This window comes from Actinotalea subterranea, assembly GCF_008364845.1.
GTDB classification, from domain to species: Bacteria; Actinomycetota; Actinomycetes; order Actinomycetales; family Cellulomonadaceae; genus Actinotalea; species Actinotalea subterranea.
In genome coordinates this window covers 17,072-41,646 of sequence record NZ_VTTP01000003.1, presented here as the reverse complement: position 1 = coordinate 41,646, position 24,575 = coordinate 17,072, and the positions used below count along the sequence as shown (strand labels likewise).

The 24,575-nt window shown below is 72.6% G+C and carries 23 protein-coding genes; 19 read left to right on the top strand and 4 right to left on the bottom strand.

What is annotated here, in order from left to right:
• Positions 1–219: 219 nt before the first annotated feature.
• From kdpF to FZ988_RS06090, 6 genes are read left to right on the top strand one after another with little or no spacing between them, the layout of a single operon-like run.
• Complete coding sequence (kdpF, locus tag FZ988_RS06115) at positions 220–312, top strand: K(+)-transporting ATPase subunit F (protein ID WP_149203149.1); 93 nt, start codon at positions 220–222, stop codon at positions 310–312.
• Positions 313–314: 2 nt separating this feature from the next.
• Positions 315–1,979, top strand: a complete 1,665-nt coding sequence (gene kdpA, locus FZ988_RS06110) for a potassium-transporting ATPase subunit KdpA (protein ID WP_149203148.1) — start codon at positions 315–317, stop codon at positions 1,977–1,979.
• Positions 1,976–4,144 carry a potassium-transporting ATPase subunit KdpB gene (gene kdpB, locus FZ988_RS06105; RefSeq protein WP_149203147.1) on the top strand — a complete coding sequence of 723 codons (2,169 nt, stop codon included), beginning with the start codon at positions 1,976–1,978 and terminating at the stop codon, positions 4,142–4,144. The genes kdpA and kdpB overlap by 4 nt, the downstream gene beginning before the upstream one ends.
• The gene (gene kdpC, locus FZ988_RS06100; RefSeq protein ID WP_149203146.1) at positions 4,141–4,806 is read left to right on the top strand and encodes a potassium-transporting ATPase subunit KdpC; all 666 of its coding nucleotides are present in this window, start codon (positions 4,141–4,143) and stop codon (positions 4,804–4,806) included. Before kdpB ends, kdpC begins: the two co-directional genes overlap by 4 nt.
• Positions 4,803–7,424 carry a DUF4118 domain-containing protein gene (locus FZ988_RS06095; RefSeq protein ID WP_149203145.1) on the top strand — a complete coding sequence of 874 codons (2,622 nt, stop codon included), beginning with the start codon at positions 4,803–4,805 and terminating at the stop codon, positions 7,422–7,424. Before kdpC ends, FZ988_RS06095 begins: the two co-directional genes overlap by 4 nt.
• Positions 7,421–8,107 (top strand): response regulator, encoded by a 687-nt coding sequence (locus tag FZ988_RS06090; RefSeq protein WP_149203144.1) that lies wholly within the window; start codon positions 7,421–7,423, stop codon positions 8,105–8,107. Before FZ988_RS06095 ends, FZ988_RS06090 begins: the two co-directional genes overlap by 4 nt.
• Positions 8,108–8,159: 52 nt before the next feature.
• Here FZ988_RS06090 and FZ988_RS06085 read toward each other — a convergent pair whose 3' ends face one another.
• Positions 8,160–9,188: a LacI family DNA-binding transcriptional regulator gene (locus tag FZ988_RS06085; RefSeq protein WP_149203143.1), complete on the bottom strand. Its 1,029-nt coding sequence runs from the start codon at positions 9,186–9,188 to the stop codon at positions 8,160–8,162.
• A gap of 216 nt (positions 9,189–9,404) precedes the next feature.
• Between FZ988_RS06085 and FZ988_RS06080 the strand changes: the two genes are divergently transcribed.
• The 5 genes from FZ988_RS06080 to FZ988_RS06060 all read left to right on the top strand — a co-directional run bounded on the left by FZ988_RS06080 (position 9,405) and on the right by FZ988_RS06060 (position 15,138).
• Entirely contained in the window at positions 9,405–10,727 is a 1,323-nt protein-coding gene (locus FZ988_RS06080; protein ID WP_149203142.1) for an ABC transporter substrate-binding protein, read from the top strand.
• Positions 10,728–10,812: 85 nt separating this feature from the next.
• Positions 10,813–11,760: a carbohydrate ABC transporter permease gene (locus FZ988_RS06075; protein ID WP_149203141.1), complete on the top strand. Its 948-nt coding sequence runs from the start codon at positions 10,813–10,815 to the stop codon at positions 11,758–11,760.
• 10 nt (positions 11,761–11,770) lie between these two features.
• On the top strand, positions 11,771–12,595 hold the full coding sequence (locus tag FZ988_RS06070) for a carbohydrate ABC transporter permease (RefSeq protein WP_223145049.1): 825 nt from the start codon (positions 11,771–11,773) through the stop codon (positions 12,593–12,595).
• Positions 12,592–14,502 carry a glycoside hydrolase family 127 protein gene (locus tag FZ988_RS06065; protein ID WP_149203140.1) on the top strand — a complete coding sequence of 637 codons (1,911 nt, stop codon included), beginning with the start codon at positions 12,592–12,594 and terminating at the stop codon, positions 14,500–14,502. Before FZ988_RS06070 ends, FZ988_RS06065 begins: the two co-directional genes overlap by 4 nt.
• A 96-nt stretch (positions 14,503–14,598) precedes the next feature.
• Complete coding sequence (locus FZ988_RS06060; RefSeq protein ID WP_149203139.1) at positions 14,599–15,138, top strand: QcrA and Rieske domain-containing protein; 540 nt, start codon at positions 14,599–14,601, stop codon at positions 15,136–15,138.
• 98 nt (positions 15,139–15,236) lie between these two features.
• Here the strand turns inward: FZ988_RS06060 and FZ988_RS06055 are convergent, their stop codons facing one another.
• Complete coding sequence (locus FZ988_RS06055; RefSeq protein WP_223145048.1) at positions 15,237–15,707, bottom strand: hypothetical protein; 471 nt, start codon at positions 15,705–15,707, stop codon at positions 15,237–15,239.
• Positions 15,708–15,838: 131 nt separating this feature from the next.
• Here FZ988_RS06055 and FZ988_RS06050 point away from each other — a divergent pair, with 131 nt between their 5' ends.
• Together FZ988_RS06050 and FZ988_RS19135 are read left to right on the top strand one after the other, a co-directional pair.
• Positions 15,839–16,354, top strand: a complete 516-nt coding sequence (locus FZ988_RS06050; protein ID WP_149203138.1) for a sigma-70 family RNA polymerase sigma factor — start codon at positions 15,839–15,841, stop codon at positions 16,352–16,354.
• The gene (locus FZ988_RS19135; protein ID WP_223145047.1) at positions 16,351–17,322 is read left to right on the top strand and encodes a zf-HC2 domain-containing protein; all 972 of its coding nucleotides are present in this window, start codon (positions 16,351–16,353) and stop codon (positions 17,320–17,322) included. The genes FZ988_RS06050 and FZ988_RS19135 overlap by 4 nt, the downstream gene beginning before the upstream one ends.
• Positions 17,323–17,447: 125 nt before the next feature.
• On the opposite strand, the gene FZ988_RS06040 is transcribed toward FZ988_RS19135, so the two are convergent.
• Both FZ988_RS06040 and FZ988_RS18925 read right to left on the bottom strand, forming a co-directional pair.
• Positions 17,448–18,206, bottom strand: a complete 759-nt coding sequence (locus tag FZ988_RS06040; RefSeq protein WP_149203137.1) for a hypothetical protein — start codon at positions 18,204–18,206, stop codon at positions 17,448–17,450.
• A complete protein-coding gene (locus tag FZ988_RS18925) occupies positions 18,187–19,125 on the bottom strand; it encodes a HipA domain-containing protein (RefSeq protein WP_149203136.1) in 939 nt (312 codons plus the stop codon). Before FZ988_RS18925 ends, FZ988_RS06040 begins: the two co-directional genes overlap by 20 nt.
• Before the next feature lie 156 nt (positions 19,126–19,281).
• Between FZ988_RS18925 and FZ988_RS06030 the strand changes: the two genes are divergently transcribed.
• The 6 genes from FZ988_RS06030 (at position 19,282) to FZ988_RS06005 (ending at position 24,541) form a co-directional block, all read left to right on the top strand.
• On the top strand, positions 19,282–20,715 hold the full coding sequence (locus FZ988_RS06030) for a GAF domain-containing protein (protein ID WP_188078997.1): 1,434 nt from the start codon (positions 19,282–19,284) through the stop codon (positions 20,713–20,715).
• Positions 20,716–20,879: 164 nt separating this feature from the next.
• Entirely contained in the window at positions 20,880–22,403 is a 1,524-nt protein-coding gene (adh, locus tag FZ988_RS06025; protein WP_149203135.1) for an aldehyde dehydrogenase, read from the top strand.
• A gap of 76 nt (positions 22,404–22,479) precedes the next feature.
• Complete coding sequence (locus FZ988_RS06020) at positions 22,480–23,019, top strand: DUF779 domain-containing protein (RefSeq protein ID WP_149203134.1); 540 nt, start codon at positions 22,480–22,482, stop codon at positions 23,017–23,019.
• 145 nt (positions 23,020–23,164) lie between these two features.
• The gene (locus FZ988_RS06015; protein WP_149203133.1) at positions 23,165–23,647 is read left to right on the top strand and encodes a hypothetical protein; all 483 of its coding nucleotides are present in this window, start codon (positions 23,165–23,167) and stop codon (positions 23,645–23,647) included.
• Between the two features lie 34 nt (positions 23,648–23,681).
• Positions 23,682–24,083 carry a helix-turn-helix domain-containing protein gene (locus FZ988_RS06010; RefSeq protein ID WP_149203132.1) on the top strand — a complete coding sequence of 134 codons (402 nt, stop codon included), beginning with the start codon at positions 23,682–23,684 and terminating at the stop codon, positions 24,081–24,083.
• A complete protein-coding gene (locus FZ988_RS06005) occupies positions 24,080–24,541 on the top strand; it encodes a hypothetical protein (protein ID WP_149203131.1) in 462 nt (153 codons plus the stop codon). Before FZ988_RS06010 ends, FZ988_RS06005 begins: the two co-directional genes overlap by 4 nt.
• Positions 24,542–24,575 lie beyond the last annotated feature (34 nt).

Sequence of the window (24,575 nt, the reverse complement as noted above, 5' to 3'; positions counted from 1 at the left end):
CCGTCAACGTCCCGGCGGCCAGGCGTGAAGGACCCGTCAACGGCGACGGTCCAGGCCCCCTGCCGGGCGTAGGACGGAGCCGTGCGCAGGCACAGCGGCCGACTGGGGCCGCGCGGAGCGACGAGGACGTGACGTCATGGCCGACCTGGCCTACATCGTGCTGACCGTGGTGGTGCTCTCGGGGCTCGCCGCTGTGGCCCGGACCGCGGACCGGCGGTCATGAGCGCCGAGGACTGGGCGGGGCTCGTCGTCGCCGCCGCCCTCGCGGTCTACCTCGTCGTGCAGCTCCTGCGCGCCGACAAGGTGGGGTAGGCGTGAACGAGATCACCGCGGCCGTCGTGCAGATCGGCCTCGTCGTCCTGCTGCTCGTGCTCGTCCACAGGCCCCTGGGCGACTACATGGCGCGCGTGTTCACCTCGCGCCGTCACCTCGCCGTCGAACGCGCCGGGTACCGGGTCATGCGGGTCGACCCCGACGCGGAGCAGCGCTGGAGCAGCTACCTGCTGTCCCTGCTCGGCTTCGGTGCCGCGTCGATCCTCGTGCTGTACGGCCTCGCGCGCACGCAGCACCTCCTCCCGCTGTCCCTCGGGGTGTCGCCCATGGACCCGGCGGGCGCGTGGAACACCGCCGTCTCCTTCGTGACCAACACCAACTGGCAGTCGTACTCCGGCGAGACCGAGGCCGGTCACCTGCTCCAGATGGCGGGCCTCGCGGTCCAGAACTTCGTCTCCGCCGCGACGGGGCTCGCCGTCGCGGTCGCGCTGGTGCGTGGCTTCGCCCGGTCCGGCACGGACGGCCGGGTCGGCAACTTCTGGGCCGACCTGGTGCGCGCCGTCGTCCGGGTGCTGCTGCCTGCGGCGGCCGTCGCCGCGCTCCTGCTCGTCGCCCTGGGTGTCGTGCAGAACCTCGGTGGGCACGTCGAGGTCACGTCGTTGGCCGGGGGCACCACGGTGATGCCCGGCGGTCCTGTCGCGTCGCAGGAGGCGATCAAGGAGCTGGGGACGAACGGTGGCGGGTTCTTCAACGCGAACTCCGCGCACCCCTTCGAGAACCCGACCCCGCTGAGCAACGTCGTCGAGATCTTCCTGCTCCTCGTGATCCCGTTCTCGCTGCCGCGGACCTTCGGCCGCATGGTCGGCGACCTGCGCCAGGGCAGGGCCGTCGCCGCGGCGATGGCCGTCCTGTGGGTGTCCGCCGTCGGTCTCCTCACGTGGGCCGAGCTCGCCGCCCCCGGCGCGGTACCCACGGCCGCCGGCGCGGCCATGGAGGGCAAGGAGGTGCGCTTCGGCGAGGCGGCCAGCGCGCTGTTCGCGGCCTCGACGACCGGCACGTCGACGGGGGCGGTCAACGCGATGCACGACTCGCTCACGGCCCCGGGCGGCGGCGTCGCCCTGGTGAACATGCTCCTCGGGGAGGTCGCCCCCGGGGGCGTCGGCGCGGGCCTGTACGGGTTCCTCGTGCTCGCCGTCCTCACGGTGTTCCTCGCCGGGCTCATGGTCGGCCGCACGCCCGAGCTCCTCGGCAAGAAGATCGGTCGCCACGAGATCACCCTGGTCGCGCTGTACATCCTGACCATGCCGGCGCTCGTGCTCGTCGGCGCCGGCCTGGCCATCGCGCTGCCCGCGGGGCAGGCGGGCATCCAGGAGGGCGGCCCGCACGGGCTCTCGGAGGTCCTCTACGCATTCACGTCGGCCGCCAACAACAACGGGTCGGCGTTCGCGGGACTCACGGTGGCGACGCCCTTCTACGACACGGCGCTGGGCCTCGTGATGCTGCTCGGGCGGTTCGTGCCCATCGCCCTCGTCCTGGCGCTCGCCGGGCGGCTCGCGAGCCAGGGCACGGTCCCCGCCGGCGAGGGCACGCTGCCGACGCACCGGCCGATCTTCGTCGGGCTGCTCGTCGCCGTGACGGTCGTCGTCGTGGGCCTGACGTTCATCCCCGTCCTTGCTCTCGGACCCATCGCGGAGGCACTGGCATGACCACGCACACGCAGGACTCCGTCGAGCACGTCACGACGCCCCCGGGCGCCGGGGACGCGCCCAGCGGCGACGGGCACGCGAGCCGCCTGACGGCGCGCGCCCTCGTGGCGGCACTGCCCGGGGCGCTGCGCAAGCTCTCGCCGCGCCGACTCGCGTCGTCGCCCGTCCTCTTCGTCGTCGAGGTCGGCGCCGCGCTGACGACGGTCCTGGCCGTGGCGTCGCCCACCGGGTTCGCCGTCGCGGTGACCGTATGGCTCTGGGCCACGGTCCTGTTCGCCACGCTCGCCGAGTCCGTCGCGGAGGGCCGGGGCAAGGCGCAGGCGGCGAGCCTGCGGGCGAGCCAGCGGCAGACGGTCGCGCACAAGGTCGTGGCCCCGCAGGACTCGCTCGTGTTCACGACGGGCCTTGCCAGGCTGGCGACGGCGGACGTCCCGTCGGCAAGCCTGCGGGTGGGTGACGTCGTCGTCGTCTCGGCCGGGGAGACCATCCCCGGGGACGGCGACGTGATCGAGGGCGTCGCGAGCGTCGACGAGTCGGCGATCACCGGGGAGTCGGCGCCCGTCATCCGCGAGTCGGGCGGGGACCGGTCCGCCGTGACCGGCGGGACCGTGGTGCTCTCCGACCGTGTCGTGGTGCGGGTCACCGCGCCTCCAGGGCACACGTTCGTCGACCGCATGATCGCCCTCGTCGAGGGCTCCGAGCGGCGCCGCACCCCCAACGAGGTGGCGCTCAACGTGCTGCTCACCACCTTGACGGTGGTGTTCCTGCTCGCCGTCGCGAGCCTGCAGCCCTTCGCGGTGCACGCGGGCGGGCGGCAGTCGATGATCATCCTGGTCGCGCTCCTCGTGTGCCTGATCCCGACGACCATCGGCGCGCTGCTCTCGGCCATCGGCATCGCGGGCATGGACCGGCTCGTCCAGCGCAACGTGCTCGCGATGAGCGGCCGCGCGGTGGAGGCCGCGGGCGACGTCGACGTGCTGCTCCTCGACAAGACCGGCACCATCACGCTCGGCAACCGGCAGGCGTACGAGCTGATCGCCGCGGACGGCGTCGACGAGCGCGCGCTGGCGGACGCCGCCCAGCTCGCCTCGATGGCCGACGAGACCCCGGAGGGCCGCTCCGTCCTGGTGCTCGTCAAGGAGCGGTACGGGCTACGTGCGCGCGACGAGGGCGAGCTCGTCGGGTCGGTCCTGGTGCCGTTCAGCGCCACGACCCGGATGAGCGGCCTCGACCTCGTCGGCGCCGGCACCGACGACCGGCCCGACCGCACCGTGCGCAAGGGCGCTGCCGCGGCGGTCAGCCACTGGGTGCACAGCACGGGCGGTCACACGGGGCCCGACGTCGCTGCCACCGTGGACGCGGTCGCGGCCTCCGGCGGCACACCCCTCGTCGTGGCGGAGCGGCACGGGTCCGCACCGGCCCGTGTGCTCGGCGTCGTGCACCTCAAGGACGTCGTCAAGCCGGGCCTGCGGGCCAGGTTCGACGAGCTGCGGGCGATGGGTATCCGCACGGTCATGGTCACAGGCGACAACCCCGCGACGGCCCGCGCGATCGCCGCCGAGGCGGGCGTGGACGATGTGCTCGCCGAGGCGACGCCGGAGGACAAGCTCGCGCTGATCAGGCGCGAGCAGGAGGGCGGGCGGCTCGTCGCGATGGCCGGTGACGGCACGAACGACGCCCCCGCGCTCGCCCAGGCCGACGTCGGTGTCGCGATGAGCACGGGCACCGCGGCGGCCAAGGAGGCCGGCAACATGATCGACCTCGACTCGAACCCCACCAAGCTCATCGAGATCGTGCGGATCGGCAAGCAGCTCCTCATCACGCGGGGCGCCCTGACCACGTTCTCGATCGCGAACGACGTCGCCAAGTACTTCGCGATCCTCCCCGCGATGTTCGTCGGCCTCTACCCGCAGCTCGGCGTCCTCGACGTCATGCGGCTCGGGAGCCCGCAGTCCGCGATCCTCTCGGCGGTCGTGTTCAACGCGGTCGTCATCGTGGCGCTGATCCCGCTGGCCCTGCGCGGCGTGCGGTACCGGCCGGCGTCGGCCTCGACCATGCTGCGCCGCAACCTGCTGCTCTACGGCGTCGGGGGCCTCGTGACCCCGTTCGTCGGCATCAAGGCGATCGACCTCCTCCTGACCCTCCTGCCCGGGATGACCTCATGACCACCGCCACCCCCGCCGTCACCGCCCCTCGCCGCGGTCGTCCGGGCGCCGCGCTGCCCTTCGTCCGGCAGACGCTCGCTGGGCTGCGCGTCCTGCTCGTGCTCACCGTCGTCCTGGGCGTCCTCTACCCGCTCGCCGTCACGGGCGTCGCCCAGGTCCTCCTCCCGTGGCAGGCGAACGGGTCGCTCGTCGCCGCCGACGGCAGCTACCTCGAGCAGGCCGACGGCCCGACGCCCGCGATCGGCTCCGCGCTCCTCGGGCAGCGGTTCGACGGCGACGAGTGGTTCAGGTCGCGGCCGTCGGCCGCCGGGGACGGGTGGGACGCGACGGCGTCGGGCGGGTCGAACCTCGGCCCCGAGAGCCAGGACCTGCTCGCCGACGTCGAGCTGCGGCGTGCCGAGGTGAGCCGGGCGGACGGCGTCGCGCCCGGCGAGGTGCCCGCCGACGCGCTCACCGCGTCTGCGTCCGGGCTGGACCCCCACATCAGCCCCGCGTACGCGCGCCTCCAGGTGGCCCGGGTCGCGGCCGCACGGGGCCTCGACGAGTCGGCGGTCGCGGGGCTCGTGGACAGCCTGGTCGAGGGCCGCGACCTGGGCTTCCTCGGCGAGCCGCGGGTCAACGTGCTCCGGCTGAACCTCGCGCTGCAGACAATGGCCCCATGACCGGTCCGAGCGTCACCCCGGCCTCGGCCGCCCCGCCACCCGGCGCCCCCGCCGGGCCGGCCGGGCCACCCCGGGCGCCGAGCCCCGAGGCCGACGTCCCCAGCCCGTCGCCCGGCCCCCCGCGCGCCCGCCGCGGTCGCCTGACGGTGTACCTGGGTGCGGCGCCCGGCGTCGGCAAGACGTGCTCGATGCTCGACGAGGCGCACCGTCGGCTCGCGCGCGGCACCGACGTCGTCGTGGGGCTCGTCGAGACGCACGGCAGGTCCGGGACCGCGGCGCTGCTCACGGGGCTCGAGGTGGTGCCGCCGCGCACGCTCACCTACCGCGACGTGGCGTTCCGGGAGCTCGACGTCGACGCGGTGCTGGCGCGCGCGCCCCAGGTGGCGATGGTCGACGAGCTCGCACACAGCAACGTCCCGGGCAGCCGCAACCCGAAGCGCTGGCAGGACGTGCGTGAGCTGCTCGACGCGGGCATCGACGTCGTCACCACCGTGAACGTGCAGCACCTGGAGTCGCTCACGGACGACGTCGAGGCCATCACGGGCGTGCGGCAGCGCGAGACCGTCCCCGACGGGGTGGTGCGCGACGCCGAGCAGATCCAGCTCGTCGACCTGTCGCCCCACGCCCTGCGCAGGCGCCTCGCGCACGGCAACGTCTACCGTCCCGAGCAGATCGACGCGTCGCTGGCCTCGTACTTCAGGCTCGGCAACCTCACCGGCCTGCGTGAGCTCGCGCTCCTGTGGCTCGCCGACCGGGTCGACGACGCGCTGACGACGTACCGCAAGGACCACCGGATCGACGAGACGTGGCCCGCGCGGGAACGCGTCGTCGTCGCCGTGACCGGCGGGCCGGAGGGCGAGACCCTCATCCGGCGCGGTGCCCGCATCGCCCAGCGGTCCGCGGGCTCCGAGCTGCTGGCCGTCCACGTCCTGGCGAGCGACGGGCTGCCCCCGGCGGCCCCGCAGGCGATCGCGGAGCAGCGTCGCCTGACGGAGTCCCTGGGCGGCACGTTCCACACGGTGGTGGGCGAGGACGTGGCGACGGCGGTCGTGGACTTCGCGCGCGGGGTGAACGCGACCATGATCGTCGTCGGGGTGTCGCGGCGGAGCCGGTGGAGCGAGGCGCTCTCCGAGAGCAACGGCGTCGAGATCGCGCGCCTCGCGGACACGATCGACGTGCACCTCGTCACGCACGAGCGGGCGCGGACGCGTGGGCGCAGGTGGCGGGGCGGGCCGCTCACGCGGAGGCGTCTGGTGCTGGGCTCGGCCGCCGCCGTCGTCGTCCCACCGAGCGTGACCGCCGCGCTGCTCGCCGCCGGGGAGGGGCTCTCCCTGTCGACGAGCATCGTGGTGTACCTCGCCCTGACCGTGGGTGTCGCGCTCGTCGGGGGCCTGTGGCCGGCGCTCGTCTCGGCCGTCGCGAGCTTCCTCCTGCTCAACTACTTCTTCACGCCGCCCACGGGACGTCTGACGATCGACGAGCCGCAGAACACGCTCGCCCTCGTCGTCTTCGTGGTCATCGCGGCCGCGGTGGCCTCCGTGGTGGACATCGCCGCCCGGCGCACGTCCGAGGCGTTCCGGGCCCGGGCCGAGGCGTCCGCGCTCGCCGCCGTCTCGCGTTCCGTGCTGCGCGGCGAGGACACCGATGAGGCGATCACCGTCAAGCTCCGTGAGACGTTCGCGCTCACCTCCGTGTCCCTCCTGGAACGTGCCGGCGACACGTGGACCGTGCTGGCCGCCGACGGACCGGACGCGGCCGAGGTGCCCGGCGACGCGGACACGGTCGTGGAGGTCGACGCCCAGCGGGTCCTGGCCCTGCGCGGGCGTCCGCTGCCGGCGAGCGACCGGCGCGTGCTCGAGGCGTTCGCCTCGCAGAGCGGCGCCGCGCTCGAGCGTCGCAGGCTCCACGAGCGTGCCGAGCGCGCGCGTGCGCTCGAGGAGACGGACGCGGCCCGTAACGCCCTGCTCGGCGCGGTATCCCACGACCTGCGCACGCCGCTGGCCATGATCCGCACCGCGGTCGACGGGCTGACGGCACCGGACGTGCACCTGGACGCGCACGACACGGCGGCGCTGCTCGCGACGATCCGCGTCTCGGCCGAGCGGCTCGAGGGCCTCATCGACAACCTCCTGGACCTGTCCCGGCTCCAGGCCGGCGGCATCCGGCCCGCGCTGCGTGCGGTCAGCGTCGACGAGGTCGTCCTGCCGGCGCTCGACGGCGTGCCGACCGAGCGGGTGACCATCGACGTCGACGAGACGCTGCCGCTCGTGCAGACCGACCCGGGCCTGCTCGAGCGCGTCGTCGCGAACCTCGTCTCCAACGCCGTCCGCCACGCCCCGCCCGGCTCACCCGTGCGCGTCCACGCCTCGGCCGACGCGCGGTCGGTCGAGGTGCGCATCGTCGACACGGGCCCCGGCGTCGCCGAGGAGCTCAAGGACCGCATGTTCGAGCCCTTCCAGCGCCTGGGCAGGTCGTTGCCCGACGGCGTCGGCCTGGGCCTCGCGGTGGCCCGCGGGCTCGCGGCGGCCGTGGGGGCCGAGGTCGTGGCGGAGGACACGCCCGGGGGCGGCCTGACCATGGTCGTCAGCATCCCGCGGGCGCAGGATGGTGCCTCATGACGGGGAACCGGGTGCTGGTCGTCGACGACGAGCCCGGCCTCGTCACGGCGCTGAGCATCAACCTGCGGGTGCACGGCTGGGAGGTCGGTGCCGCGACCGACGGCGCGCAGGCGCTCGACATGGCCGCGCGCTGGCACCCCGACGTCGTGCTGCTCGACCTGGGGCTGCCTGACATGAGCGGCCTCGACGTCATCGCGGGGATCCGCGGGTGGAGCCACGTGCCGATCGTGGTGCTGTCGGCCCGGCAGCACGGGGAGGACAAGGTCGACGCCCTCGACGCCGGGGCGGACGACTACGTGACCAAGCCGTTCGCGATGGACGAGCTGCTGGCCCGACTGCGCGCGGCCGTGCGCCGTGCCGCACCCGTCGACGCCGCGGACGACGCCGTCGTCGAGGCGGGGGACCTGACGATCGACCTGGCCCGGCGTCGCGTGCACCGCTCGGGTGCCGAGGTGCGCCTGAGCCCGACGGAGTGGGCGGTGCTCGAGACGCTCGTGCGCAACCGCGGCCGGATGGTCCCGCGGCTCCAGCTGCTCCAGGAGGTGTGGGGCCCGGCCTACAGCAACGAGACGGGCTACCTGCGCGTCTACACGGCCCAGCTGAGGCGCAAGCTCGAGGCCGACGCGGCGCACCCGCGGCACATCATCACGCAGCCGGGCATGGGGTACATCTTCGAGACGTGAGCGCTCCGCCCGTCTCCCAGGGCTCGCGAGCGGGTGAGGTCTCGGGCGCCGGTCAGGCCTTGGGCGCGGTCGACCCGCGCGGCACGAGGCGGCTCTGCACGGCCTCGACGCCGGCGGTCGGGTGGCCCTCGATCGCGTCGAACAGGCGGCGGGCGGCGCGCCGGCCGAGCGTCTCGAGGTTCATGTCGATGCTCGTGAGCGTGGGCCGGGCGTTGGTGGCCAGGACCTCCCAGTTGTCGTGGCCGAGCACCGCGACGTCGCCCGGCACGTCGAGACCGCGCTCGCGGAGCGTGTCGAGCGCGCCGCGGGCGATCTGGTCGGAGCCGCAGATGATCGCGTCGACGTCGCGGTGCTGGCCCAGGACCATGGCCGTGGCGCTGCGGCCCCACTCCTCGCTCCACGCGCCGAAGAGGGCCGAGCCGCCCAGGATGTCGAGGCCGGCGTCGCGCAGCGCCGCCTGCGCGCCTGTGACACGGTCCTGCGCGGCGCCGTAGGTCGGGTCGCCCGTGATGACGGCGATGCGCTCGCGGCCGCACGCGACCATGTGCTCGGCGCCGATGCGCCCGGCGGCGACGTTGTCCGTCACGACCGACGCGTCCTCGGGGTCCTCGGAGGGGGCGTACGCGTAGACGACGGGGACGGGCAGGTCCCGGCCCAGGGACGACCGCGGGTCGGGGCGTGCGCCGACGATCATGAGGCCGTCGACGCGGCGCCCGAGGAGGGCTTGGACGTGGTGCCGCTCGCGCAGCGCGTCACCGCGCGCGTCGCACAGGAGGACGGACATGCGGCCGGTGCCCATCGCGTCCTCGGCGCCCATGAGGGTCGGGATGGAGAAGCGTCCCTCGAGGTCGTGCGTGACGAGCCCGATGGTGCCGGAGCGCCCGGAGAGCAGGTGCCGTGCCAGGACGTTGGGGGAGAACTGGAGCTGGTCGGCGGCCGAAAACACACGCTGTCGGGTTTCTTCGCGAACCTGGCTGCGTCCGTTCAGGGCTTTCGACGCGGTGGCGATGGACACGCCGGCGAGCCGTGCGACGTCGGCCAGCGTCGTCACCTTGGGGCTAGAACTGCTTCCTGCCTGCATCGTTGCCTGCTCCTCGTCGCCTTGGACGGCGTGCGTCCCGCGGGACCCTTCGACCGATGGTAACCGATCCGAGACCTTGGGACCCTTGACGACGGTACGGGGAAGCCATAGGTTTTCCGAAAACCGTTTCGTAATCTGCTTCGCGTGGCGCGGAACGGCGGCACCGCCCCCCGGCGGCGTCCGAGACTTCGACGACGAAGGTTCGAGGAGCACACGATGAGCAAGCGTCTCTTCTCCGCCCGACCGGTGCGCCTGGCCGCCGGCCTCGCGGTGGCCGGTCTGGCGATCGGCGGCCTCACCGCCTGCGGCGGCGGTGACGACGAGGGCTCCGGAGGGACGGACGACGCTGTCGCGTCCGCCGACGGGCTCGACGACGGAACCGAGCTGACGATGTGGACCCGCGCCCCGCTGGAGCGCCAGGCCAAGCAGCTCGTCGAGGCGTACAACGCCTCGCACGAGAACCAGGTCAAGCTCGAGATCATCCCGAACGACGACATGGAGGGGAAGGTCGGCGGCGCCGCAACGAACAGCGAGCTGCCCGACCTGCTCGCGGGCGACGTCGTGCGCCTGCCCTACTGGGTCGAGAACGGCCTGTTCACCGACATCAGCGAGAACATCGACGGCCTGGACTTCGTCGACGACGTCTCGACGGGCCACATCGACGCAGGGACCGACGCCGACGGCGCCAAGCACACCGTCCCCTTCGTCATCGACGTGTCCGTCATGGTGTGGAACAAGGCCCTGTACGAGGAGGCGGGCCTCGACCCCGAGCAGGGCCCGACGAGCCTGACCGAGTTCCAGGAGCAGGCGGAGGCCGTCGCGGCGCTCAACAAGCCGGGCGTCTCCGGCACGTACTTCGGCGGCAACTGCGGCGGCTGCCTCGTCTTCACCTGGTTCCCGTCGGTGTGGGCGTCCGGCGAGGAGGTCCTGAACGACGACGGCAGCGCGGCGCTCGTCGACAACGACGCGGCGCAGGCCGTGTACGACACCTACGCGTCGCTCGTCGAGTCCGGGGCCGTCGGCGCGGGCTCGAAGGAGGAGACGGGCGCCACGTGGACGGCCCCGTTCTCCAACGGCGAGGTCGGCGTGATGCAGTACCCGAACACCGCTGTCGCCGCGGCCATCGAGGCCGGCATCGACGTCGGCGTCGCACCCATCCCCGGTGCCGACGGCGGCGAGTCGACCTTCCTCGGCGGTGACGCGCTCGGCATCTCCAAGGACTCCGAGCACGTCGACCAGGCGTGGAACTTCCTGGCCTGGATGCTCTCGGAGGAGACGCAGCTCGAGGTCATCGCGAAGGCCGGCGACGTGCCCGGCCGCGTGTCCCTGCTGGAGAACGAGTACTCGTCGGCCGACCCGATCGCGCTGACCATGAACAAGGTCGTCGAGAACGGACGCACCCCGGTCGCCCCGTACTTCGCGGAGGCGTTCAACGCGTCCGGCAGCCCCTGGGTGACCCTCGTGCGCAACGCCGTCTTCGAGGGCACGGACTCCGTGGCCGAGGACACCGAGGCGATCACCGAGATCCTCTCCCAGTGAGCCCCGCGGGCGCGTCGCGACCGACCGGTCGCGACGCGCCCGTGCCACGGCGGCCCGACGACCAGCGCAGCAGAGAGCAGCAGTCATGACCACAACGACCCCCGTGCCGGTCCCCGTGGCCGAACCGCCCCGTGCGGCTCGCCCGGCCGGTCAACGCAGAGACCGACGCGTGTTCCAGGGCTGGGCCTACGCGAGCCCGACCGCCGCGCTCGTCCTCGTCTTCTTCGTCGTCCCGATCGTCCTCGTCATCGTGATGTCCGGCTCCGACTGGATGCTCCTCGGCGGGAACAAGGGCACGAACTTCCCGGAGAACTACACGGCGGTCCTCGAGCACCGCTCGTTCTGGCCGGCCGTCGGCTTCACGGTCAAGTACACGGTCATCGCGACCGTCCTGCTCATCGGCCTCGGGCTCGGGCTCGCGATGGTCGTCCAGGAGTCCTCGCGCTGGCGCGCCTTCCTGCGCACCGCGTTCCTGCTGCCCACTGCGCTGGGCCTCGCCTCCGCGTCGCTGCTGTTCTACGCGCTGTACTCCCCGCAGGTGGGGCCCGTGTCCCCCCTGCTCGAACGCCTCGGGCTGTCCGACGGCGACGTGACGATCCTCGGCACGCCCGACGGCGCGCTGTGGGCCACGGTCGTCCTCATCGTGTGGCGCTACGCCGGCTTCTACATGCTGCTGCTGCTCGTGGGCCTCCAGGGCATCCCCGGTGACGTCTACGAGGCCGCGCGCATCGACGGCGCCAAGACGTGGCAGATCTTCACGCGCATCACGCTCCCGCTGCTGCGGCCGTCGCTCGCGCTCTCGACGATCATGTGCGTCACCGGGTCGCTGCTGGCGTTCGACCAGTTCTACATCCTGACCAAGGGCGGCCCCGACGGGTCGACGATGACCCTGGTCCAGCTCGTCTACAACCTGGCGTTCGAGTCCAAGCGCGACCTCGGGATGGCCGCCGCGCTGTCCGTGATCGTGCTGCTCGCCCTCGTTGTCGTGAACATCTTCCAGCTGCGTGCCATGCGCGCCACCGACCAGGACTGAGGGCCGACCCGTGCGCTCCGTGACCCGCGGGCTCTCCCGCACCCCGTACTACGTGCTCACCGGCGGGCTGGCGATCCTCATGCTGTACCCGCTCATCTGGACGACCATCAGCTCGGTGTCGCCCCAGGCCGGCTCGGCCCAGGTCGACGGCTTCGGCCTCGGCAACTACGCGACCCTGGCGAACTACCAGGCCGGCGTCGGGACGTACCTGCGCAACTCGCTCGTGATCTCGCTCGTCGCCGTCGTCGTGACCCTCGTGGCGTCGACGCTCGGCGGGTACGCGTTCGCGCGGTTCTCGTTCCCCGGCAAGGACGCGCTGTTCCTGCTCACGCTCTCGATCCTCATGGTCCCCTACGCGACCCTGCTGATCCCGCTGATGATCTGGCTCAAGAACATCGGGCTGAGCAACTCGCTCGTGGGCGTCGGCATCGTCCTGGCGGTGTTCCAGCTGCCCTTCGCGATGTTCATGATGCGCATCTCCTTCGAGGCGATCCCCAAGGAGATCGAGGAGGCCGCGCTCGTCGACGGCTGCGGCACGTTCGGTGCGCTGCGCCGCATCCTGCTCTTCGCGGTCAAGCCCGGCCTCATCACCGTGGGGCTGTTCGCGTTCCTCGCCGCGTGGAACGACTTCATGGTCCCCCTGTTCCTGCTCGGGGGAGACAACCAGCCGCTGCCCCTCGCGCTGGTCAACCTGCGCCAGCAGGTCATGGGGGTCATCGACTACGGCGCCACCCAGGCGGGCGTGGTCGTGCTGACGGTGCCGTGCGTGATCCTCTTCCTCGTGCTGCAGCGCCACTACGTCAACGGCTTCATGTCCGGTGCGCTGAAGGGATGACCACCATGCACAACCACGTTCCCGCCCCGCGGCTCGCCGACGCGCGCCCCGTCGTGCCCGCGACCGGTGCGCTGACCCCCCTCCCGCTCGACGACGTCCGCCTCACGGGCGGCTTCTGGGCCGAGCGGCAGCGGATCAACGGCGAGGTGTCGATCGACCACTGCGACCACTGGGAGCAGCGCGTCGGCTGGATCGACAACTTCCGGGCCGCCGTCGACGGCACCGTCGCCGAGACCCGCACCGGGCGCGAGTTCTCCGACTCCGACGTCTACAAGCTCATCGAGGCGATGGCCTGGGAGGTGGGCCGCACCGGTGACGAACGGCTCGACGCGCGCATCCACGAGCTCGCCGCTCTCATCGGCGAGGCGCAGGAGGCCGACGGCTACCTCAACACCCGGTTCGGCCGGCCCGGTCAGGAGCCGCGCTACTCCGACCTCGCGTGGGGCCACGAGCTCTACTGCTACGGGCACCTCATCCAGGCCGCCGTCGCGCGGCTGCGCACGGGGCACGACGACGAGCTCGTCGCCATCGCCCGGCGGGCGGCGGACCACGTGTGCGACGTGTTCGGCGTCGGCGGCATCGAGAGCGTCTGCGGTCACCCGGTGGTCGAGCCCGCGCTCGTCGAGCTCTACCGGGCGACCGGCGAGCGGCGCTACCTCGACCAGGCGACGCTGTTCGTGGACCGCCGGGGCCACGGCACGCTGCCGGACATCGAGTTCGGGCGCGCCTACTACCAGGACGACGTGCCGATCCGGGACGCCGAGGTGCTGCGCGGCCACAGCGTGCGCGCCCTGTACCTCGCGGCCGGGGCGATCGACGTCGCGGTCGAGACGCAGGACGACGTGCTGCTGGACGCCGTCGAGCACCAGTACCGCACGACCCTCGCGCGGCGCACCTACCTGACGGGCGGCATGGGCTCGCACCACCAGGACGAGGCGTTCGGCGACGACTACGAGCTGCCGCCGGACCGCGCCTACTGCGAGACCTGCGCGGGCGTCGCGTCGATCATGGTCGCGTGGCGGCTCATGCTCGCGACCGGCGACCTGTCCTACGGCGACGTCGTCGAACGCACGCTCTTCAACGTCGTGGCGGCCTCGCCGTCGGCCGACGGGCGCGCGTTCTTCTACACGAACCCCCTGCACAAGCGGGTGCCCGGCGCCACGGCCGACCCGGACACCGTGAGCCCCCGCGCGCTCGCCCAGCTGCGTGCGCCGTGGTTCGAGGTGTCGTGCTGCCCGACGAACGTCGCACGCACGCTCGCCTCGCTGGGCGGCTACCTCGCGACGACGTCCGACAACGGCCTCCAGCTGCACCACTACGCGCAGTGCGAGATCAGCACGACGCTGGGTGACGGGCGGCAGGTCGGCCTCGAGGTGCGCACGCGCTACCCCGAGGACGGGCACGTGGTCCTCGTGGTCACGCAGACCGCCGACACGCCGTGGGAGCTGGCCCTGCGCATCCCGGCGTGGGCGACGGGCGCGACGGTCGACGGCGCACCGGCCACGGACGTCGCCAGGCTCTGGCGCGTGTTCGAGGTGGGCGAGGAGATCCACGTCGAGCTGCCCGTGGCCCCGCGCCTGACCGCAGCCGACACCCGCGTCGACGCCGTGCGCGGCACCGTCGCGGTCGAGCGCGGACCCCTCGTGCTCTGCGCGGAGTCGGTGGACCTGCCCGACGACCTCCAGGTCGACGAGGTGCTCATCGACACGACCGTCCCGCTCCAGGACCACGGCCACGGGGCGCGCGCGTCGGGCTGGGTCGTCGAGCACGACGACACGTCCTGGCCTTACGGGCCACCGGTGTCGCTCCCGCGGTCGCGGCAGGTCGACCTGGTGCTCATCCCGTACCGCGAGTGGGCCAACCGCGGGCCGAGCACCATGCGCGTGTGGATCCCGACCGCGGGGTGAGGGGTGCGGTCACGCGGTGAACCGTCGGGGGCCGCGGTCCGTACTCCTCGCCGAGGAGGGGGCCGGCGTGGCTCCCCCGCGAACCGAGGAGACGTCATGGCCGCACCTCTCGTCACCCAGGAGACCACCGCAGCGACGTCGGGCGCGTCCCGTGCCTGCGCCGGGACCTGCGCCCACGCGCACACGGGCCCGACGCGTCGCGCGGTGCTCGCGGTGGGCGCCTCGCTCGCCGGCGCCGGCGTGCTCGTCGCGTGCGGTGCGCCCGACGACGACGCCCCGGCGCAGGATGCCGGATCGGCCGGTGCGGGCAGCGGCGGCGGCGAGGGGTCGGGGGAGGCGGGCGGCGGCGCATCCCTGGCCGCGCTCGAGGACGTCCCGGTCGGGGGTGCGCTGTCGGCGACCACCGCGGCGGGCGACCCGATCATCCTCGTGCAGGCCGAGGAGGGGACGGTCGTCGCGTTCAGCGCCGTGTGCACGCACAGCGGCTGCACCGTCGCCCCGGACGGTGAGGAGATCGTGTGCCCGTGCCACGGCTCGGTGTTCGACCTCACGGGCAAGAACGTGGACGGCCCGGCGCCGAGCCCGCTCCCGCCCGTCGAGGTCGAGGTCCGCGACGGCCAGGTGGTCGAGGTCTGAGCCCGCGGGGTGCCTGCCGGAGGTCCGCGTGAGGCGCAGGCCGGAGCGGGTGAGGTTCAGACCCGAGCCGGCGAGGCTCGGGTCCGAGCCGGCGAGGCTCAGGCCTGAGCGGCGCGACCCGCGCGTCGCTCTGCCAGGAGCGCGACCAGGGCGAACAGGACGGCCGTGACCTCCGAGACGGCCGACAGGGTCGCGGCGACGCCACCCGGCTCCTCCTGGATGCCGAAGAGGCCCACGGTGATCGACATGATGTACGCGCCGAGCGTCGCGACACCGAACGCGATCGACGCCAGGAGGGGCAGGGCGCTGCGCCACAGGAGCACCGCGAGCGCGATGACCAGACCGCCGACGGCGTTGACCAGGAACGCGGGCCCGATGATCGGTACCGCATCCATGCCGAGTGCCCAGAGCTCGAGGTGCACGACGGCCGAGAGCAGCACCGACGCCGCCGTCAGGGCGCGCGCGGTCGTCGCGGTGGCGCCGAGCGGGCTCGCCGCGGCCGTGGCCGGCTGCGGCGCGGCGGCGACGTCGGGCTGCGTCGTCTGTCCGGGGAAGGGGTGTGCGGTCATGGCTGCTCCTTGCCTCGAGGCCCCGGCGGGGCCACCATCCGGGAACACGTGGCATGGCCGCCCGCGGTTCAGATCAGGGTCCAGGTGAACCGGGAGGCCGCCTGCCTCGTGTTCTCGGGGGGAGGTGGGACATGGGCGTGAGCTCGTCGGACGTGATGATCGCGCTGCACGCCGAGCACGCGCAGCCGCTGTGGGGCTTCGTGCTGCGTCTCACCGGCGGCGACAGGTCGCGTGCGGAGGACGTGGTCCAGGAGACGTTCCTACGGGCGTGGCGCAGCCCTCAGGTGCTCACGGGGACGTCGGGCGGTGTGCGCGCGTGGCTGTTCACGGTCGCCCGGCACATCGTGATCGACGAGTGGCGGTCCGGGCGGTCACGCCGCGAGCTGCCCACCGCGGAGATCCCGGAGCCCCGCGAGCCCGCAGGCTCCGCGACCGACGACCTGCTGGAGGGCTGGCTCGTGGCCGACGCGCTCGCCCGCCTCTCCGCCGAGCACCGCGACGTCGTGGTGCTCTGCTACTACGGCGGCTGCTCCGTCGCCGAGGCTGCACGCCGCCTCGGCATCCCCGAGGGCACCGTGAAGTCCCGGACGTTCTACGCGCTGCGACAGCTGCGCCTCGTGCTGCAGGAGATGGGGGTGACCCGATGACGACGCCCGACCACGACGCGTGCGTGCCCGACGCCGGGGCCTACGTGCTCGGTGCGCTCGACGCCGGCGAGCGTGCCGCGTTCGAGCGCCACCTCCGGACATGCGCGGACTGCCGTGGGGCCGTCGACGAGCTCGCCGACGTGCCCGCGCTGCTCGACCGGGTGCCCGAGCGGCTCGTGTCGGAGCTGTTCGCGGCCGCGCCCGGAGGAGCGGGTGGTGTGCCCGGCGGTGGGGGCGTCGGGTCCGGGGGCGCAGGGGGCGGACCAGAGGGTGCGATGCCCGTCGAGCGCGACGCGACCGGGTCGGGTGGGGTGTCGCCGGGTCTGCGCGCCGCGCCGCAGGGGGCGTCGGGCTCACCCGCACCGGGGAGCCCGGAGCCGCCACCCCGTCTGCTCGCGGAGCTGCTGCGTGCCGCCCGCCGTGAGGAGACCCTGCGGCGTCGTCGGCGCGTGCTGGTCGGCGGGCTCGTCGCGGCGGCGGTCGTCGCGCTCGCCATCGTCCTGCCGCGCGCGCTGCTGGACCCCGTGGCCCCGCCCCCGGTCGCCGTCGAGGCGATCGAGCTCGAGCCGGTCGGGTACTCACCGGTGACGGCCTCGGTGCAGCTCGAGCAGGTCCCGTGGGGCACCCGCGTCACGGTCACGTGCCGCCACTCGAACGGGGACGCGCAGGGCGACGCCGGTGCCACGCCCAATACGGACGCCACGCCGAGCACCGGCGACGGCTACGGGGTGCCGCAGGACGCGGACGGGACGCCAGGGGCCTCGGGCTACGCCGCGGGTGCCGGGTACGCGCTGGTCATCCGGGACACCGCGGGAGGCGTCGAGCAGGTTGCGACCTGGTCGGCCGTCCCCGGTGTGGACGTCGAGGTGCCCGGCGGCACGCTGCTGACCCGCGCCCAGATCGCCTCCGTCGAGCTGCGCGCGGGCGACGGGACCGTGGTGATGCGAGCGGACGCGGGGCGGTCCTGACGTCGGTTCCTGCCAGAGGTGCGAGACGAGCGTCCCCGCCTCGTCGGCTCATGTCATCGCGGTCAGGGGGCGAGGCCCCGACGCTGAGCGGCTGCGCTAGCCAGTGCGATGGACCGCACTGACCGTCACGAGACCGTGGTCCACTCAGATCCACTGAATGGCACGTGGTCAGCAGAGACGAACCCATCAACGCGGATGAGAAGCCGATAGTGGAAGGGGACGTCGAGGCCATTGGCTCGCTCCACCGTCAAGCGGTGTTCTGCCCGACGGACCTCATGCACAAATCCCACAAGGGGGTCTGGAACGTAGCCGAGTCTGAGGGCGCCGCGGTGTGTCACGAGGAGCGCGCGGTCGTTTACCTCGTTGGACGACTCGTGCACCAAGCCGAGGGCCTCGCCGCGACGCAGCCCCGCAATCGCGCTCTGTGCTTCCTGACTCATGTGTCGGACGCCGTGGGCGAAGAATGACATCGAGACGTGACCGTCACTGTCCGGGACCGGCACCGGAATCACCTCGACGGAGTCGCCGGCCCGGTGCCCTCCGGAGCGCCCGAGGACCTCGAACGGCTCGGCCTCCGCTGGTAGGTCGAGCGCGGCGAGGGTAGCCCCGTAGTCCGGGCGCCGGGGCGAGAGGAGCCTCTCCCGAAAGAGCGGGAACAGTTCGCCGCTGACGTAGGGCTGCCCGACGCGAGCCAGTCCGGGGAGCGGGCGGAACCATGCCTGGCCCACCGCTGACTGAAGGTACGCGAACGAGTACGCAGACCCGTCGTAGGTGAGGAACCCCACCGATCGGTAGCGGCGGTCCTCCGCACTCCGCTGCGTGACCAGGAGTCGTCCTGTGTGCGTTGCCGGCAGTGGGGCGGCGTCAAGTAGTTCGACGGTCATCGCACAACCTCCTCTGGTTCTCGTGCAGCACCTCATCGACGAACCTACGTTCGACCTCCGACATTCCAGGGACTCGACTGATCACGTGCTGCCACGCAGGACGGGTGACACCCGAGATGCGGTCTCTCCAATCGGCTGCGTGAGGGCCTGCTTGAGCGACGGCTGCTTGGGCCAGCTCGACGAGCGTAACTCTGCGGCCGCCCTCGAAGCGGTGCGCGTACCCGCGAGAGCACCATCCTGCAATGCCATGCTCGAGGTGGCGTCGTCGTCCTGCATCAGTGAGGCCAGACCCGAGCGCGCTTCCATGATCGAAACTACGCGCGAGACGCTCCTGCCCCGGCTTGAGGAGGACGGCCCAGTTCATGGCGTGTCGGTCCGAGTTGGCGATCCAAGCGTCGAAGACTAGGTACCCGGTGAACACGTCGAATGCGTCCCACCCGGCGGTCGCTGTCTCAGATGGTCCGAGCATCGGTGCGAGGAGCGTCCGGATGTTGCGGAGGTTGTGTCCGGGCCGTTCGCGCATCTTGCGATCCTGTGCGCAGGACCTGTATCCGGGGGCCTCGGAGAGGACGACATCGGCTGGTTGAAGGTCCCAGCCCTCGGACGCGACGTTGTGCGAGATGAGCCCTTCCTCGCCGTCTCGAACCGCGAGTTCCACGTCCGCCGCGGGAAGAGCGATCAGGCGTGCGAGTTCGCAGGCCAGTTTCTCGACACGGTCGTCGGAGCGGCGGTACGGCCCGATCGTCTGGTCCCCCGGTCCTTTGAGGGACCCGTACTTCACCGACTTGTAGAGCCACCACTCGGAGCGCTCAACATCTCGCGTATGTGACGCCTCCGTCAGCCAGAGCTTCTCGTCCGCTCCGCCGGCCTCGACGGACATCACCTCCCAGCGGCTGACGTCCAGCACCGGGTACGACACATGGTGAAGATAGCGATCTATGTTCGCGCTGGCCGGGCGCCGCGCGGGGACCGTGACAGCGCCGCCCTGCCCATCGCGTGAGTGCCCGGTTACGCTGCCCCCACGGTGCGGCGCCGAGGCCGCACCTGTCCCGACAGCGACGTCGAGGAGGCAGCCGTGCGCACCAACCCGTGGGTCGCATGGCCGGCGGGGACCGATCCGGCCGCGCTCGCAGCCCGGGTACGCAGCGCCCATGAGTCGTTCCTCTCGGGGGCGCCGATCGGTCCCGTGCGCTCGGTGGTGCTCGAGTCCTGGCGGCGCAGCCGCAGCAGCGGCGTCGACCCGGCGCGGCCACGGGTCCAGGTGGACCTGGGGGCCGCCGACCTCGCTGCGTACCGTGCGGGGCACGCGCTCGCGCCGCTCATGCCGATCGTCCGCGGGCTGCTTCTCGACGGCACCGGCGCCGACGGGCTCGTCGTCGCGGTCGCCGACCACCGGGGGCGCCTCCTGTGGGTCGAGGGCGACCGGGGTGTGCGGCGGGCCGTCGAGCGCGCGGGGTTCGTCGAGGGCGCGACCTGGGACGAGGGTGCCGCGGGGACCAACGCGCCCGGTGTCGCGCTCGCGAAGGACCACGCCGTCCAGGTGTTCGCCGCCGAGCACTTCGCGGCCGCCGTGCAGCCGTGGAGCTGCTCCGCCGCACCGATCCACGCCCCGGACGGCCGGGTGCTCGGCGTCCTCGACATCACCGGGGGTGACATCGCCGCTGCCCCGCACGCCCTCCAGCTCGTGCGCGCCACGGTCGCCGCGATGGAGTCCGAGCTCGCGGTCCGTGCGCTGCGCGCGGCCACGTCCCGGCACGCGGCCACGGCACGAAGGCCGCTGCGGGCAGACGCGGTCCAGCAGCCGGACGACGAGGCCACTCTGGTCCCGACGGCTGACCCGGCCCTGAGGCCCGACCCCGCCTCGACGGCCAGGCACATGACCAAGGCGCCCACCGCCACACCACCGCCGCCCGCGCGCCTCGACGTGCTCGGCCAGGCCGGCGCGGTGCTCGTCCTCGACCCGCAGAGCGCCGCCGACCAGCACGAGGAGCTGGGCCTGCGCCACTCCGAGGTGCTCCTGCTGCTCGCGGCCCACCCCGAGGGGCTCAGCGCCGAGCGGCTCGCGTGCGAGCTCCACGAGCGGACGCTCTCCGGGGTGACCGTCCGCGCCGAGGTCTCACGTCTGCGGCGCGTCGTCGGGCCGCTCCTCGGTCCCTCCCGCCCGTACCGGCTCGCCGCGCCGCTCGTGACCGACGCCGACGCCGTGCGCGTGCACCTCGCGCGGGGTGACGTCGCCGCCGGCGTCCGCGCGTACCGGGGGCCGGTGCTGCCGCGGTCGACCGCGCCCGGCGTCGTGCGCCTCCGCGAGGAGCTGGACGCCGAGGTGCGTGCCGCCGTCGAGGCGACCGACGACGTCGCCGCGGTGCTCGCGTGGACGTGCTCGGCCCACGGCGCCGACGACTGGAGCGCCTGGCGTCGTCTCACGGCGCTCGCGCCGCCCGGCTCCCCGGCGGCCGCGCGGGCCCGCGCGCACCTGACCTTGCTCGAACGGGAGCTCGGCGCGGGCTGAGGTCCGCGCGCGGGGAGACCCCGCCCGCGGCGGCCACCGGCGAGAGGCGTACGGCGTCGTCGTCGGGCTGCAACGGTCGTGCAACCCTCGCCGACCTACCGTCCGGTCGTGGCCGCAACGGTGCGGCCACCGGGCCCAGCGCCCAGCACACCGGAGGTTCGCCCATGACCGTGTACGCAGCTCCCGGGCAGGCCGGCAGCCCGGCCACCTACCGCGCGCGCTACGACCACTGGATCGGCGGGGAGTTCGTCGCACCCGCCGCAGGCCGCTACTTCGAGAACCCGACGCCCGTCACCGGGGCCGTCTTCACGGAGGTCGCGCGCGGCGACGCCGCCGACATCGAGCGCGCGCTGGACGCCGCCCACGGCGCCGCACGCAGCTGGGGTCGCACCACCGCGACCGAGCGCGCCGTGATCCTCAACAAGATCGCCGACCGGATGGAGGCGAACCTCGAGATGCTCGCGGTCGCCGAGAGCTGGGAGAACGGCAAGCCGGTCCGCGAGACCCTCGCGGCGGACATGCCGCTGGCCATCGACCACTTCCGGTACTTCGCCGGCGCGATCCGCGCACAGGAGGGGTCGATCTCCGAGATCGACGCGGACACCATCGCGTACCACTTCCACGAGCCGCTGGGCGTCGTCGGGCAGATCATCCCCTGGAACTTCCCGATCCTCATGGCCACGTGGAAGCTCGCCCCGGCGCTCGCCGCGGGCAACTGCGTGGTGCTCAAGCCCGCGGAGCAGACGCCCACGTCGATCCTCGTCCTCATGGAGCTCATCGGGGACCTGCTGCCCCCCGGCGTGGTCAACGTGGTCAACGGGTTCGGTGTCGAGGCGGGCAAGCCGCTCGCGTCGAGCGCGCGGATCCGCAAGATCGCGTTCACGGGTGAGACCACGACCGGCCGGCTGATCATGCAGTACGCGAGCCAGAACATCATCCCGGTCACGCTCGAGCTCGGCGGCAAGAGCCCGAACATCTTCTTCGAGGACGTCGCGCGCGCCCAGGACGACTTCTACGACAAGGCGCTCGAGGGCTTCACGATGTTCGCCCTCAACCAGGGCGAGGTCTGCACGTGCCCCTCGCGCGCACTCATCCAGGAGTCGATCTACGACCAGTTCCTGGCCGACGCGACCGCGCGCACCCAGGCCGTCAAGCAGGGCAACCCGCTCGACACCGAGACGATGATCGGCGCCCAGGCCTCGAACGACCAGCTCGAGAAGATCCTGTCCTACATCGACATCGGCAAGGCCGAGGGCGCGACGGTCCTGACGGGCGGCGAGCGCGCGCACCTGGGCGGCGACCTCGAGGGCGGGTACTACGTGACGCCCACGATCTTCGAGGGCAAGAACTCGATGCGGATCTTCCAGGAGGAGATCTTCGGCCCCGTGGTCGCCGTCACGAGCTTCACCGACTACGCCGACGCCATGTCGATCGCCAACGACACCCTGTACGGCCTGGGTGCGGGCGTCTGGTCCCGTGAGGGCAACATCGCGTACCGCGCGGGCCGTGACATCGAGGCTGGTCGCGTGTGGACCAACTGCTACCACGCGTACCCGGCCGCGGCGGCGTTCGGTGGCTACAAGGGCTCGGGCGTGGGCCGCGAGAACCACAAGATGATGCTCGACCACTACCAGCAGACGAAGAACCTCCTCGTCTCCTACTCGGGTCAGAAGCTCGGCTTCTTCTGACCGGACCCGCCCGGGCGGGGGCGCGCACAGCCCCCGCCCGGGCGCCGCTCCCGTCCGCCCTCGTCGAAGGAGTGCCATGCCCGACGCCGTCCCGGCCGGCCCGCCCCACGCAGTCCCCGACGTCGGGCCCGACACCGAGGGCGAGCCCGCACCCGACGTGACCGCAGGCGGGCCGGACCGCGTCGCCCTCACCGACGCCGCCGCGGCCGTGCTCCGGACCCTGCGCGAGCGGCACGGGCCGCTCATGTTCCACCAGTCCGGCGGGTGCTGCGACGGCTCGTCGCCCATGTGCTACCCCGACGGCGACTTCCTCACGGGCGACGCGGACGTGCACCTCGGCGACCTCGTCGTGCCGCCGGCCGACGCGTCGGGAGCCGACGGCGGCGGGACCCGCCCCGGGCCCGACGCCGACGCGGGCTTCACGGTGCCGGTCTGGATGAGCCGCAACCAGTTCGAGTACTGGAAGCACACCCACCTGACCATCGACGTCGTGCCCGGCCGCGGCGCCGGCTTCTCCCTCGAGGCGCCCGACGGCGTGCGGTTCCTCATCCGCTCACGCCTGTTCAGCGACGAGGAGTCCACCCAGCTCCTGCGCGCCGAGGGCCGCCCGGCCTGACGAGGCTCGTCGGTGCCTTCGGGCGTGCACCGAGTCGGGGGTCGCCGGATTGGTGATGGCCTCGCGACCGTGCACGGAGCACCGAGTGTGACCGCGTCAGGTTGGGCGCTCCCGGGTGTCAGTGGCGGCGAATAGCCTGCGGCGCGTGAATCATGCCGCGCGGCCGCCTGGACGGGATCGCGTCTCCCGGACGGCGTTGCCTGACGGTGCTCCCTATCGCTGGGAGGACTACTGCGCTGGTGTCGAGCGGGTAGTCGAGAACGAGCTCTGGTCGTGTCTCGAAGAGCGATGCTCCTCGCAAGCCGAGTACGACCTGCGCACCGAAGAGGTGGCGGCAGTCAGAGCGCGTGCTGCGGCTGGCCGACTGATGGCTCCAGAGGCGGAGGGCGCGACGCCGGTGCGGGTCGCTCCATCGCTGTGGGAGCTGCGCTGGCGCTGGGGGTCGGATCAGCTCCGCATGTACCACGCTGAGCCTCGACGGGTCGCCGATCTTCTGCTGGCCCTGAAAGTGCATTGGAAGTGCCTCGACGGGCCGCAGGCGCGGATCGACCGTCTCCAGGAGTCGGAGATGCGCTCCGGCCAGGAGCGTTTCACGCGGTTGCCGTACTTCACCCACGGCGAGGATTAGACGCCTCGCATCGTGTCGACATAGGCTGCAACCTATGGCCCCCAGGTTCGACCGTGATCCGAACACACCGTCGCGGCGGCGAGCGCGCGCACTTGCCGAGGCAGACCAGATGCTGTTGGCGGCGCTGATCAAGGCCCGGCAGGAACAGGGTCTGTCCCAGAAGGACGTAGCCGAGCGCATGAGCGTGGCACAGCCCACCGTTGCCGGCTTCGAGCGTCATGACAACGACCCGAAGCTCTCGACGATCCGACGCTACGCGCATGCAGTCGGGGCGACCATCTCCCACACGGTGATCCGAGACGATGCCGTCGTGTCACCTGGCTGGGACTCGATCGACGTGGACGTCGCGTTCACCGTTCACACGGGACCCGCGCGAACGGCGTACACGGTGGCAGCGCCGACGTCCGCGCCCGTGGGCTTCGGCCTCGCCGCATGAGCGAAGACGCACGGCCTCGTGGCGTAGCGGACGCGAGAGAACTCGTTGGGCTCACCGAGCTGGTCGGTATCCGGCATCTCCTCGTCCATGGCGTCCACGCCGAGGAGAGCGACGGGCGACCGACCGAGCCGCGGACATCGATGAGTATCCAGGCACGTGGGGATACGGGAGAACTCGAGACCCGCGTACGGATCGACATCACGCTTGCCGACGCCGACATCTCGGCCGAGGTCGCGGTCCTGTACCGCTTCGCCGAAGAGCTCACCGTGCCGGAGGCGGTCGTCACCGAGTTCGTCGAGCGGGTGAGCGTCATGGCGGCATTCCCGTACGTACGAGAGTCCGTCTCCACGACAGCGTCGCGACTGGGTGTAGCGCCGCCCGTCTTGGGCATGCTCCGAGCGGGTGAGTTCCAGGTCGAGCGAACACCCGAAGCGCCCCACGACGAACCCAGTCGGTAAACGAGCGCCACGCGCGTTACATGTGGTCCGCGTG